This window comes from Congzhengia sp. (genome assembly GCF_037235575.1).
Classification (GTDB): Bacteria; Bacillota; Clostridia; order UBA1381; family UBA9506; genus Congzhengia; species Congzhengia minquanensis.
Map to the genome: position 1 here is coordinate 1 of NZ_JAXUNN010000009.1, position 13374 is coordinate 13374.

14 protein-coding genes are annotated in these 13374 nt (G+C 42.8%); 13 read left to right on the top strand and 1 reads right to left on the bottom strand.

Going from position 1 to position 13374, the window contains the following annotated elements; translation table 11 throughout:
• The 6 genes from WIG73_RS01155 to WIG73_RS01180 all read left to right on the top strand — a co-directional run.
• Positions 1-1090, top strand: a 1090-nt coding sequence (locus tag WIG73_RS01155) for an ACT domain-containing protein (RefSeq protein ID WP_337398948.1), incomplete at its 5' end; no start/stop codon positions are given.
• 19 nt (positions 1091-1109) lie between these two features.
• On the top strand, positions 1110-1730 hold the full coding sequence (locus tag WIG73_RS01160; protein WP_337398950.1) for an MBL fold metallo-hydrolase: 621 nt from the start codon (positions 1110-1112) through the stop codon (positions 1728-1730).
• Positions 1731-1745: 15 nt separating this feature from the next.
• Positions 1746-2933, top strand: a complete 1188-nt coding sequence (gene hemZ / locus WIG73_RS01165) for a coproporphyrinogen dehydrogenase HemZ (protein ID WP_337398952.1) — start codon at positions 1746-1748, stop codon at positions 2931-2933.
• Positions 2934-2935: 2 nt separating this feature from the next.
• Positions 2936-3388 carry a transcriptional regulator NrdR gene (gene nrdR / locus WIG73_RS01170; protein ID WP_249311533.1) on the top strand — a complete coding sequence of 151 codons (453 nt, stop codon included), beginning with the start codon at positions 2936-2938 and terminating at the stop codon, positions 3386-3388.
• Positions 3389-3391: 3 nt separating this feature from the next.
• Positions 3392-4063, top strand: a complete 672-nt coding sequence (gene ung, locus WIG73_RS01175; protein ID WP_337398954.1) for a uracil-DNA glycosylase — start codon at positions 3392-3394, stop codon at positions 4061-4063.
• A gap of 28 nt (positions 4064-4091) precedes the next feature.
• Positions 4092-4952, top strand: coding sequence for a 3'-5' exonuclease (locus WIG73_RS01180; protein ID WP_337398955.1), 861 nt, complete (start codon positions 4092-4094; stop codon positions 4950-4952).
• A gap of 63 nt (positions 4953-5015) precedes the next feature.
• Here the strand turns inward: WIG73_RS01180 and WIG73_RS01185 are convergent, their stop codons facing one another.
• Positions 5016-6659, bottom strand: coding sequence for a 2-isopropylmalate synthase (locus WIG73_RS01185; protein ID WP_337398956.1), 1644 nt, complete (start codon positions 6657-6659; stop codon positions 5016-5018).
• Between the two features lie 137 nt (positions 6660-6796).
• On the opposite strand from WIG73_RS01185, the gene WIG73_RS01190 reads away from it, so the two are divergent.
• From WIG73_RS01190 to WIG73_RS01220, 7 genes are all read left to right on the top strand, one after another.
• On the top strand, positions 6797-7567 hold the full coding sequence (locus WIG73_RS01190; protein WP_249311541.1) for an ABC transporter ATP-binding protein: 771 nt from the start codon (positions 6797-6799) through the stop codon (positions 7565-7567).
• A complete protein-coding gene (locus WIG73_RS01195) occupies positions 7557-8360 on the top strand; it encodes an ABC transporter permease (RefSeq protein ID WP_249311543.1) in 804 nt (267 codons plus the stop codon). Before WIG73_RS01190 ends, WIG73_RS01195 begins: the two co-directional genes overlap by 11 nt.
• A gap of 2 nt (positions 8361-8362) precedes the next feature.
• Positions 8363-9379 (top strand): ABC transporter substrate-binding protein, encoded by a 1017-nt coding sequence (locus WIG73_RS01200; RefSeq protein WP_337398957.1) that lies wholly within the window; start codon positions 8363-8365, stop codon positions 9377-9379.
• A gap of 134 nt (positions 9380-9513) precedes the next feature.
• The gene (gene gltX, locus WIG73_RS01205; RefSeq protein ID WP_337398958.1) at positions 9514-10965 is read left to right on the top strand and encodes a glutamate--tRNA ligase; all 1452 of its coding nucleotides are present in this window, start codon (positions 9514-9516) and stop codon (positions 10963-10965) included.
• A 122-nt stretch (positions 10966-11087) separates the two neighbouring features.
• Positions 11088-11702, top strand: a complete 615-nt coding sequence (locus WIG73_RS01210) for a DUF421 domain-containing protein (protein ID WP_249311549.1) — start codon at positions 11088-11090, stop codon at positions 11700-11702.
• Positions 11699-12109, top strand: a complete 411-nt coding sequence (locus WIG73_RS01215) for a DUF4363 family protein (RefSeq protein WP_249311551.1) — start codon at positions 11699-11701, stop codon at positions 12107-12109. Before WIG73_RS01210 ends, WIG73_RS01215 begins: the two co-directional genes overlap by 4 nt.
• Before the next feature lie 192 nt (positions 12110-12301).
• Positions 12302-13327, top strand: a complete 1026-nt coding sequence (locus WIG73_RS01220) for a LacI family DNA-binding transcriptional regulator (RefSeq protein ID WP_249311552.1) — start codon at positions 12302-12304, stop codon at positions 13325-13327.
• The last annotated feature ends 47 nt before the right edge of the window (positions 13328-13374 follow it).

Below are 13374 nucleotides of genomic sequence, written 5' to 3' on the forward strand. Positions count from 1 at the left end.
TATGCGGACGTTAAAAATTGACCTGTTTACTGACGAGGTGTTTGTGTTTACTCCCAAAGGGGACATTATTAACTTGCCGGCTGGCTCCACGCCCATTGATTTTGCGTTTTCCATTCACAGCGCAGTTGGCTGCAAAATGGCCGGTGTAAAAGTAAACGGCAAAATTACCACGCTGGACTATATTTTGCAAAACGGCGACATTGTAGACATTATGACGTCGTCGGCTGTCCGCGGGCCAAGCCGCGACTGGCTGAAGCTGTGTAAAACCTCCGGCGCACGCTCAAAAATCAACCAGTGGCTCAAGCGCGAGTGCCGTGAAGAAAATATTCAGCACGGAAAAGAACTGATTGACAGAGAGCTACGGCGTGTGAACCTTTCTCATAGTCAACTGTTTCGCACGGAATGGGTTGACATGCTTTGCAAAAAATATTCTTTTTCATCACTGGACGATATTTATGCCGCGGTGGGATACGGCGGCCTTACAGTGAACAAGGTAGTTGGAAAACTGCGGGAAGAATACCGACAGGCCATGAAAAAAGAAAAGCCTGAAACGGAGATTGTGCAAAGCGAACAAACGCCTCAAAAAAAGAAAAAAACAGCCAGCAACGGTGTTATTGTTGAAGGCATTGAAGGGTGCTTGGTGCGGTTTTCCCGCTGCTGCAATCCTGTGCCTGGTGATGAAATTATCGGGTATATCACCAGGGGCCGCGGCGTAAGCGTGCACCGGAAAGACTGTACGAATATTGTTTCCAGCGAAAAGCATGGTGACACAGAACGGTTGATTAACGTTTATTGGGAAAAAGAGCAGGATAAAAACACTTCTTATCTTTCTGAAATACAAATTATGGCAAACGACAGAAAAGGTCTTCTGGCGGAAATTGCCAGCACTATTTCTGAGCTTAAAATATTGATTACCGGAATGAACTTAAAAACTACCAAAAACCAAACGGCGGTTGTAAACATCGTTATAGAAATTAATTCCACTGACGAGCTGAACCAGGTTGTGAAAAAAATCAGAAATATTTCCGGCGTTTACGATGTTCAGCGCAAAGCGGACGGGACGAAAAGCAAAACTGCCGAACAGTCTTGAAAGGAAATGACACAAAATTATGATATTAAAAAAAATCAATGTTGGGGTAATGGGAGTGAACTGCTACATTACAGGCGACAAAGACGAAGTTTTTGTAATTGATCCTGGAGGCAGTGCAGATGAAATCTGTGCAGTTTTAAAGAAACATGGCCTGAAAGCAAAATATATTATTTTGACTCACTGCCACTTTGACCATATTTTAGCCGCAAACGAGGTAAAAAAGCAAACAGGGGCACCGATTGTAGTTTGTTCAAAGGAAACAGAAAACCTTGCCGACAGCAACGTGAATATGACAAGCCGTTTTACCAGATCGCCTACGTCTCTTTCGGCGGACCGTTTGGTTTCTGAAAACGACACGCTTATTTCAGGAACATTTGTGTACCGCGTGATTGAAACCCCCGGCCATACCTCAGGCGGCATGTGTCTTTACTGTGAAAATGAAAGGCTGTTGTTTTCCGGCGACACATTGTTTTGTGGCAGCGTTGGCAGAAGTGATTTTCCTACCGGGGATCAGAACACGCTCCTGCACAGCATTCAAACAAAATTGTTAACGCTGCCGGACAACGTGCGTGTATATCCGGGTCATGAGGACGACACGACCATTGGCTTTGAAAAAGCAAACAATCCTTATTTACGATAGAAAGGCGAATTGAGTGTGAATGAACAAACAACAGCACCATGGGGAAATCTTGTGGGCATCAGGCCGGTAAAGCGCGTAGTAAAAATGATGAACGACGGGCTTTGCGATGAAAAAATTGAAACAGTTTTAAAACAGGACTTTGCTGTGAGCAGCGAAAAAACAGCCCTTGCCATGAAAATTGCAAAAGTTGAGCTGGAGGTTATGAAAACCATTCCGAAAAATGCTGTTTCTTTGTATATCGATATTCCGTTTTGTCCCTCAAAATGCGTTTATTGTTCCTTTGCTTCCATGCCCGTTTCGGAAATGAAGGATTTTACTGAACCCTATTTAAATGCACTTTATTTGGAGCTTGACAAAATTAAAACCATTGTGACAGACCTGAATTTAGAAATTGTGAGCATATATATCGGCGGCGGAACGCCAACGTCCATTCTTTCGTTGGAACTGGACAACCTTTTATATAAAATTACCCGAACTTTCGATTTATCCGGCCTGCGGGAATTTACAATTGAGGCCGGGAGGCCGGACACGATTACGGAGAGCAAGCTGGAAGTGATGCAAAAATATGGGGTGGACAGAATTAGCATCAACCCCCAGTCGATGAACGACAAAACACTTGAAATGATTGGACGAAAGCACACAGTAGAGCAAGTTTATAAAGCGTTTGAACTGGCGAAACAGTATAATTTTAAGTGTATTAACATGGACGTGATTGCCGGGCTGCCGAAAGAGACCGTTTCAGAATTTGCCCACACCATTGACGCGGTTACGGATTTAGGGCCTGAAAATATTACGGTGCATACCATGAGCATTAAACGGGCGGCAAAGCTTAATCAAGATCGGGACTTTGCTGGCCTGCCTGAGGATTTTGACGTAGCGGAAATGATATCTTATGCCCACGGGAAACTGCAAAACACAGGGTATGAACCCTATTACCTTTACAGACAGAAAAACATTCTGGGTGATTTAGAAAACACAGGATTCAGCCGCAGAAACACCCCGGGAATTTACAACATCTGCATGATGGAGGAAATTCGGTCTGTGCTGTCTGCCGGCGTTGGGGCCGTTACGAAGCTGGTACGCGGGGATAGAATAGAGCGGATATTCAATGTGAAGGACGTGAGGGAATATTTAAAGCGCGCCGCAGAAATGCGAGAGCGCAAAAACTATATATATGAATTTTTAAATTTGGAGGTACAATAACGATGAAATGCCCTTTTTGCGAGTTTGAAGAAAGCAAAGTAATTGATTCGCGCCCCACAGATGAGGGAGAAGCAATCCGCCGCCGCAGGGAATGTTTGAAATGCGGCAAACGGTTTACTACCTATGAAAAAATTGAAAATATTCCGCTGATGGTGATTAAAAAAGATGGTTCCAGGCAAATGTTTGACCGTCAAAAGCTGTTAAACGGTATTATGCGTGCCTGCGAAAAGCGCCCGGTGAAAACCAGCGACATGGAACACATTGTAACCGAAATTGAAGCTGCAACACAAAACCTGCTGGAGCGCGAGATTTCGTCACAAAAAATTGGAGAAATGGTGATGGAGCGCCTGCCCAAAATTGACGAGGTGGCTTATGTGCGTTTTGCCTCGGTATATAGGCAGTTTAAAGACATTAACACCTTTGTGGAAGAAGTAAATAAACTATTGAAGAGGTAAAACATGATTACAATCGGAAACGAATGGGACGACTATATCGGCGGAGAATTTGAAAAGGAATATTACATAACGCTCCGTGAAAAACTATCGGAAGAATACCGCACACGCACCGTTTATCCCGCGAAGGAAAACATTTTTAATGCGTTAAAATTTACGCCATACAGCAAGGTAAAAGTCCTGCTTTTAGGCCAGGATCCTTATCACGGGGCGGGGCAGGCCCACGGACTTGCGTTTTCCGTTCAGAAAGGCGTTGCAAAACCGCCGTCTCTTTTAAATATTTTTCAGGAACTGAATACAGACTTAGGCGTTGTGCCCCCAAGCCATGGATGCCTTACGGATTGGACAGCACAGGGTGTGATGCTGCTGAACACGGTTTTAACGGTGAGAGAGGGCGAAGCTAATTCCCACAAAAATTTGGGCTGGACAACCTTTACCGATAAGATTATTGAAACTTTAAACGCAAGGGAAGACCCGGTTATCTTTCTGCTTTGGGGCAGAAACGCCGCAGACAAGCTGCCGCTTATAACAGGCAGCCAACATTTTGTGCTGTCCGCAGCGCATCCTAGCCCGCTGTCTGCGAGCAGGGGATTTTTTGGGTGCAGGCACTTTTCTAAAGTAAACGAAATTTTAACGCGGGTTGGGAAAGAGCCGGTTAACTGGCAAATAGCAGAATAAAAAATTTACACATAAAAGAGTAGATTATATGAATTATATTGTTTTTGACCTTGAATGGAACCGGCTGGTGAAAGCTGTGAAAACGCGTTGTCCCGATGAAATTATACAAATTGGCGCTGTAAAATATAACAGCCAGATGAAGTGCACCGGAACGTTTAGCCGGTTGATAAAGCCAGTACTATATAAAAAAATTGACCCCACGGTAGGCAACCTAACCGGATTAGAAATGGCAATTTTAAAAAGCGACGGCATTCCTTTTGCAAAGGCAATTAAAGAATTTAAAAAATTCATTGGGCCTGACAGCATTTTAATGTCGTGGGGCGCGCAGGACGCCAAAATTCTGCGCAGCAACTGCCTTTATTTTAACCCAGACGTAAAGCTGACTTTTTTAAAAAGCTTTGCCGACGTCCAGCGGTATGTAACGCATGCGCTTGCCGGCGACAAAGCCAGCGGTAACCAGCTGAGCGTGAAGTTTGCGGCAGATTTAACGGGCATTCGCTATAACGAGGAACTGCTGCACGACGCGCTGGTTGACGCAACTATTTCTGGAATGGTTTTCGCAAAACTGTTTGAGCCGGACAAGTTTAAAAAATATATTGTGGACGCTTCCACAAAAAACTGCACTTTTAAAGACGTGCCGATTACCGATTTGAACAACAAACAGGTAGATAAACGTATTTTTAAAATCAGATGTCCTGAGTGCGGTAGATATACTCGCAAAAAGCATGGTTGGTATTTAAACGGCAGCAAATTTTTGTCCTCCCATGTGTGCCGGAAATGCAAACGACAGTATATATGCTCGGTTGAAATTTTAAAAACCTATGGAAATATTATCAAATATAAAAAAAGGATTAAACTGGCAAAGCCAGAAAAACAGGTAAAGATATAAATTATATATTGGCTTCAATAGAATTAAGGCGTCATTGCTGATGAAAAGCAATGACGCCTGTTTTTACATCCTGTTTAACGCGCTGACCAGCGCGTAAAGCGACGATGTATTAATGTTAGGGTGCACGCCTGCGCCCCAGGTAACGGTTCCGTCGTTATCGCTTAGGGCAATATACGTTACAGCGCGGGACGACGATTTCCCGTCTAACGCATGCTCGCTGTATGTGGCAATTTCAAACTTATGGTTTATTTCTGGCCGAATGGCTAAACAAAGCGCATCTAAAGGACCGTTACCAACCGCTTTTAATTCTTTTGTCTCGCCGTAAATTTTCATTTTTGCCGTAATTTCAGACTCGCTGCCAATTGCATGAATATGATATTCCAAAAGTTCAATGTTGTCGCTCCGGTTGATATATTCCTGCCGAAAGGCTTCATAAATTTCATCCGGCTCTAAAACCGCATGCTTTCTGTCGGAAAGCGACTTTATTGCAGAGGTAAAATCCTGAAGCAGAGCTTTTGGCAGCATGTAGCCAAACTTAGTTTCTAAAACATATCCAATTCCGCCCTTGCCCGACTGGCTGTTTATCATAATCGGCTCATAGGTGCGGTTAATATCCTTCGGGTCAATGGTAATATAAGGATTTTCCCAAAATTCCGCATTTGTACGCTGGGCATAGTCCATACTTTTTCGGATTGCGTCCTGATGGGAACCAGAAAACGCGGTGTAGGCAAATTCACCTACATAAGGATGCCTGGGGTGAATGGGAAGCTTGTTAAATTTTTTGTAAATGTGAATTAACCGGTCAATGTCAGAAAGCTCTAGCTTAGGGTCAATTCCCACAGACATTAAATTTAAAGCAATAACAACAAGGTCTGCATTGCCTGTCCGCTCCCCGTTACCGAAAAGCGTGCCTTCCACCCTCTGTGCACCGGCTAAAAGCGCAAGCTCCGACGAGGCAACACCCGTCCCCCTGTCGTTGTGGGCGTGTACGCTTAAAATAATACTGCTCCGTCGGTTGAGTCTTTCGCTCACGTATTCGATCTGGTCTGCATATATATTAGGTGTTGACACTTCAATAGTGGAGGGCAGGTTAATTATCAGCTTGTGATTTGAATCCGGCTTCAGTTCGTCTATAACGGCATTGCAAATTTCAATTGCGAAATCCATTTCCGTGCAGGTAAAGCTCTCGGGGGAATATTCGTAGCGGATATGGTTTGGATTATCTTTTAAAAGCTCTTTTAATTGCTGAAAGCCTTCCAGCGCCAGCTGAATAGTCTCCTGCCGGGTGTTTCCGAAAACAACTTCCCGCTGTAAAAACGACGTGGAATTATATAAATGAACAATGACATTTTTAGCGCCTGCAACGGCTTCTACAGTCTTTTTAATAATATGCGGCCTGGACTGGGTTAACACCTGAATAGAAACATCATCAGGAATTAAATCATTATCAATTAAATAGCGCACAAAGCTATATTCCGTGTCTGACGCGGCAGGAAAACCAACTTCAATTTCTTTAAATCCCACGTCAACCAGACATTTAAAAAACTCCACTTTTTCCGCCAGAGTCATGGGGGAGAGCAGCGCCTGGTTCCCGTCGCGAAGGTCCACGCTCACCCAAACAGGGGCGTGGGTTATCTCTTTTTCAGGCCAAGTCCGTTTAAAATTGGGAATATGAAAATAGCTTTTTTTATAATGTTGATAATTCATTAAAATTCCTCCGTTGTTCACCGAAACAAATTACTTGTATTATAATACATTTTACATTTTTAGTCAATCGTTTCGGTGAAATAATTGTAGCAACTTCCCGATGTTCTCAATATACTGGTTATAAAGGAGAGATGTTTATGGATGTACTCGCACTCAAGAACATTACAATGAACTACCAGGATTTAAACAACGAGGTAACTGCAATAGATCATATAAGCTTCAATGTTTCAGAAGGAGAATTTGTTGTTATCATAGGCCCCAGCGGATGCGGTAAATCAACTTTGCTTTCCATAATCAGCGGAATCCTTCCGGCAAGCGGCGGAGATGTTTTCATCGACGGCGAAAAAAGCACCGGAATTACCCCGAAAATCGGTTATATGCTGCAAAACGACAACCTGCTGGAATGGAGAACGATTTACAAGAATATCCTTTTGGGGTTGGAAATACAAAAGCAGCTGACTGATGAAAACATTGCTTATGCAAACAGTCTTTTAAAAACATATGGGCTGTATGATTTTAAAGACAGTTACCCCTCCCAGCTGTCCGGCGGCATGCGCCAGCGGGCGGCACTCATCAGAACCCTTGTGACAAAACCGGAGGTTTTGCTGCTGGACGAGGCGTTTTCCGCTCTGGATTATCAGACGCGTCTGGCAGTGACCGATGATGTGTATGGAATTATTCGAAAAGAAAAAAAGACAATCGTTATGGTTACCCACGACATTCCGGAAGGCATTTCAATGGCAGACAGAGTGATTGTGTTGTCAAACCGTCCGGCTAAAATACAAAGTATTCATAAAATTGAATTTGAACAACTAAAAGATCGGACTCCGCTGAAATGCCGGAAAGACCCGAAATTCAGCCATTATTTCGACACGTTGTGGAAGGAGCTCGATATGCATGAAAAGTAACGCGGTATTAAGCGAAAGAGAAGTGTATTTAAAGAAGCTCCAGAGAAAAAAAAGGTTCATATTAACAGCACAGGTCGGCCTTTTGGTGGTGCTTGTTGCCCTTTGGGAAATTATGGCGCAATTGGGTGTGATTGACAGCTTTATCACCAGCCAGCCGTCCAGAGTCGTGAAGACCATTATTAATTTATCTTCGAATGATTTGTTAATGCACTTGGGAGTAACGTGCACTGAAACCATTATCGGGTTTGTTTCAGGTGTGTTATTGGGGCTTGTTATAGCATCGGTACTTTGGTGGTTTAAGACGTTTTCGCAGATTTTTGAACCCTATCTGGTCATTTTAAACAGCCTTCCGAAAATTGCCCTGGGCCCAATTATCATTATCTGGGTGGGCGCCGGCATGAAAGCCATTATTGTAATGGCCCTCGCCATATCGTTGGTTGTGACCGTTATGGAGCTGTTAAACGGCTTCAACAATACGGATAAAGATAAAATAAAGATGGCAAGAACCTTTGGCGCAACAAAAGCGCAAATCTTTACAAAAATTGTTCTTCCGTCAAACGTAACAACACTGGTCAACTCGCTGAAAATAAACCTCGGTTTATCGCTGGTAGGAGTTATCGCCGGTGAGTTTTTGGTTTCCAAAGCCGGCCTGGGATATTTAATCGTCTACGGCGGCCAGGTGTTTAAACTGGATTTAGTAATGGCGAGCGTCATTATATTAGCTGTTTTTGCAGCTATTATATATAAATTAGTGCTGATCTTTGAAAAGATCGTACTGAAAAACAGGAGGTAATCATGAAAAAATTAGGAATCATGCTTATGTGTGCGCTGATGATGGTGTCATTCACCGCCTGCGGCGGCAGTGCAACAAGCGACACAAAGGAAGCGGAAAAGAAGCTCGATAAAGTACGTTTGGGAGAAGTGACACATTCTGTGTTCTATGCACCGCAGTATGCCGCAATCAGCTTAGGATTTTTTGCCGATGAGGGTATTGAAATTGAGCTCTCCAACTTGGGCGGGGCAGATAAGGTTATGTCCGCACTGCTTTCGAACCAGATTGACATTGGTTTCTGCGGCCCCGAAGCTTCTATCTATGTTTACAACGAGGGCAGGGAAGACTATCCTGAGGTGTTTGCCCAGATGACCAAACGCGACGGTTCTTTCCTGGTGGGCAAAGAAAAACCCGATACTTTCGACTGGAACCAGCTCAAAGGCAAAACCGTTATTCCCGGAAGAAAGGGCGGCGTTCCCTATATGACCTTTGAGTATTTGCTCAAGGAAAAGGGATTAGATCCGGCAAACGATTTGAAATTAGATGATAGCATTCAGTTCTCGCTGATGGCAGGCGCGTTTTCAGGAAGCGATGCGGAATATGTTACACTTTTTGAGCCCACCGCATCAATGATTGAGCAGGAAAACAAGGGCTATATTTTAGCCTCTATTGGGCAGGAATCAGGTGAAATTCCCTACACAGCATACTGTGCGAAAAAGAGCTACATAGGGAAAAATGAGGATTTGGTGCAGAGATTTACCAATGCAATTTATAAAGGTTTAAAATGGGTGAATGAAAATTCCGCAGAAGAGGTGGCAAAGGTCATTGCAGACTCTTTCCCAGACAGTGATGTAACGCTTTTAACAACCGTTGTTCAGCGTTACAAAGACATTGACAGCTGGAAAGTTGAGCCGGTTTTAGAGCAGACCGCCTTTGATAAATTGCAGACCGTTATGGAAAGCGCCGGTGAACTCAGCACAAAAGCACCCTACGACAAGGTAGTGAACAATAAATTTGCAAATGCCGTTTTAGGCAAATAGATTTTATTTGCGGATATTTTGCGTAAAATATGCAAAATATCCGCATTTTTTTGCACAGAGGCTTGATTTTAATTTTCATATGGGGTAAAATAAATAATACATGACTATTTAAAAGATGATAGGAGCAACCAAAGATGACAAAGGTAAGGACAAGATTTGCCCCAAGTCCAACGGGGTATATGCACATCGGCAATTTGAGAACAGCGCTTTATGCATATTTGCTGGCAAAAGCCAATGGCGGTGATTTTGTTTTAAGAATTGAAGACACCGACCAGGAACGGTATGTAGACGGCGCAGTGGACCTTATTTTTAAAACAATGAAAGAAACCGGCCTGATTCACGATGAAGGGCCGGATATCGGCGGACCTTACGGACCGTATATCCAAAGTGAACGAAGAAATATTTATAAAGAATATGCCCAAAAGCTGGTAGAGCTTGGCGGCGCTTATTATTGTTTTTGCGACAAAGAGCGTTTAGACGCACTTCGTGCCCAGCAGGAGGCGGCAAAGGTAATGCCGAAGTATGACGGGCACTGCGCGCGCCTTTCCAAAGAAGAAATTGAAGAAAAGCTGGCCTCCGGTGTTCCTTATGTAATCCGGCAGAAAATTCCCCGTCGCGGCACGACCACGTTCTACGATGAGATTTTCGGAAAAATCACGGTGGACAACGCCACGTTAGACGATAATGTATTGCTTAAGTCCGACGGGCTTCCTACCTATAATTTTGCAAACGTAATCGACGACCATTTAATGAACATTACCCACATCATCCGCGGCAGCGAATATTTGTCATCAACACCGAAATATAATTTGCTGTATGAGACCTTTGGCTGGGAAATCCCCACCTATATTCACGTTTCGCCGGTAATGAAAGACGCGCACAAAAAACTCAGCAAGCGAGAAGGCGACGCTTCTTACGAAGACTTTATCAACAAAGGTTATTTAAAAGACGCCATTATCAACTACATTGCGCTTTTGGGGTGGAGCCCCGGCGGCGAGCAGGAAATTTTTACGATGGATGAGCTGATAAAAGCGTTCAATTTAGAGGGCATCAGCAAATCTCCCGCGATATTTGATATACAAAAATTAAACTGGCTCAATGGGGAATATATCAGAAAACTGTCCCCCGATGAATTTCACGAGCTGGCGCTGCCTTACATTCGGCAGGCTGTAAAAACCGACACAATTGACACACATAAAATCAGCGATTTGCTTCATCAAAGATGTGAAAAGCTTTCAGACATCCCGGAACAGATTGACTTTTTCGATACGTTGCCAGAATATTCACCGGAACTTTACTGTCACAAAAAAATGAAGACAAATGAAGAAAATTCACTGTCGTCGTTACAGGCAGTTCTCCCTGTGTTGGAGAATTTAAGCGATTGGACCTTTGACGCGATTCACACAGCTCTGTTTGATTTAATTGCTAAACTGGAAGTGAAAAACGGCATTATCCTCTGGCCGCTTCGCGTTGCGGTTTCCGGCAAATCCTTTACGCCAGGCGGCGGGGTAGAGCTGGCCGACATTTTGGGAAAAGAAGAAACCTTAAACCGCATTCGCAAAGGAATTGAAATTTTAAGCAAATAAAAACATAAAACAAAAAAATACGTGAATAATAAGCATATCAAACTGTTAAGGTGAATGGTATGCTTATTTCTTTTATACGCACAATTATATTATATCTGCTTATTGTCGTTGCGCTTAGGATTATGGGAAAGCGTCAGGTTGGGCAGTTAGAACCGACAGAACTGGTGGTAACGCTAATGATATCTGACCTTGCATCAATTCCCATGGGGCATGTATCCATTCCGCTGATGCATGGTGTGATTCCCATTTTAACGCTGATTATTGCTGAAGCAACGCTGTCGTTTATCAACCTTAAAAGCCGAAGATTTCGAAAAATCATGTCGGGTACACCGGTTGTTCTCATTCGAAACGGAAAAGTGTTTGAGGAGGAATTGGAGCGTCTGCGTTTAAACGTAGACGATTTAATGGAGGAACTTCGCTCAAACGGCAATCCGGATATCAATGAAATTGAGTATGCAATTTTTGAAACGAACGGAAGCTTGAGCATTATCCCCAAAGCGTCCAGCAGGCCGGCCACCCCCAGTGATTTTGATATGAACATAACGTATAAAGGGCTGCCGTTTATGCTGGTTTGCGATGGAAAAGTAAATGACAACGCATTAAGGGCGTTTGAAAAAGATGAAAAGTGGCTCGAAAAACAATTGAAAGCAAAAGGCGCAGACAAGTTGGAAGAGGTGCTGTTTGCAAGCGTTGATGAGTCGGGTCAGTTTTACATGCAAAAGAGGGGAGAAAAATGAAGACATTTATTGCTTCAATTCTTGTAATGGTTCTCATGCTTACAGGATTTGGTGTATATATTTACTATCTGACCGACACTACCGGGGAGCTGGTTTCTCTGATTAATACCGTTTCTGATTTAGCCAAGGAGGAAAACTGGGAGGAGTGTAACGACAAGGTTGACAATTTAATGGAGTTGTGGGACCGCCACGAAAAGGTGCTATGTTCTTTTACCGACCACGGTGACCTGGATGAAGTGAAACGTTCTATGAATGAACTAAAAGAAAGCGCCCGCTACAACGATCCTCAGGACACCGTGATGTATTCTTCCGTTTTGTTAGTACTGATTGACAGGCTTACCGAAAACGAGCTTCCAACACTGGAAAATATCCTAAAGACAAACACGCAATTTGCTCGGCAGGCATAGTATGTTATAACCGGCTGCTTTTTAAAAAAGCGGTCGTTTATATAGATTTAGCGCGGGAAAGAATGATTCTTTCCCGCGCGTTGATTTTTCCCGCGGTCTTGAATTGGTTAAAAATAAATTTTATATTGACAATTCAAAGTAATGTGATATACTAAAATTAATTAAAACGTTTTAAGGGAGAAAATCCAAGATATGAAAAAAAAGAGCAACCGTGTTACAATAACACAAGTGGCAGAGAAGTCTAAAGTAACAATTGGTACAGTATCGCATGTAATCAACGGTACTGCTCCCATTTCTCCTGAAGTAACCGCAAGAGTTCAAAAGGTTATTGAAGAGTTGAACTATATTCCAAATATGACGGCAAGATCGTTACGAAGCAAAAAAAGCAAGCAAGTTGGTTTTTTAGTTCCCAATTTAAACAACAGCTTTTATCCGCGGATTTTGAGTACATTTATAAATCACGCCTTTGAGCATGAATTTATTGTTCAAATATTTGGTTATGAATATTCCGTAGAGAAAGAACTTCAAGTAATGAATAACCTTTCCAGCAACAGTGTAGATATCGTGATTATCATCAATGGCATGGGAGATGAGGCCGGCATAAACCGATTGCTTGATATGCACAAAAAAGTGATATTAGCGGACCGATTTTCAGATATGAAAGGTGTAAACTGCATTTTTTTTGACAATAATCAAGCAATATTGGAAGCTGTAGCTTTAATGAAATCAAAAGGATACCGTAAAATTGGTTTTATATCAGAACCCTTGACGTTTACAAACATTCAAGAACGTTTTGCTGGCTTTCAAGCCGCCTTGTCGGCCTGCGGTTACGCTTTTGCGGAAGATGATGTATTTATTTGCGGCGGCTTTCAATTGGATGCACTTGTAAATGGCTACCATTATATGAGCAACATCTTAGAAAAGCGAGATAAAAAGCACCTTCCCGACGCATTTATCGCCACATCGGATTTGTTGGCAATCGGTACGATAAGAGCTTTAAGGGAGCACGGCTATCAGGTGCCGGGAGATTTCGGAATTATTAGTTTCGACAATATTGAAATTTCTTCTTTTGTAAATCCAAGACTTACGACAATTGAACAAAATCAGACAGATATGGGCACAGAACTCTTTCATTTGGTGCAAGCTATCAGTGAAAATAAAAATGTGAGCGATAAAATCATCCTTCCGCAGAAATTGATTATTCGAGATTCTTGTTGAGAAGTGTTATTGTTTTTCTTTTTATATATTAAAACGTTTTAATAAAT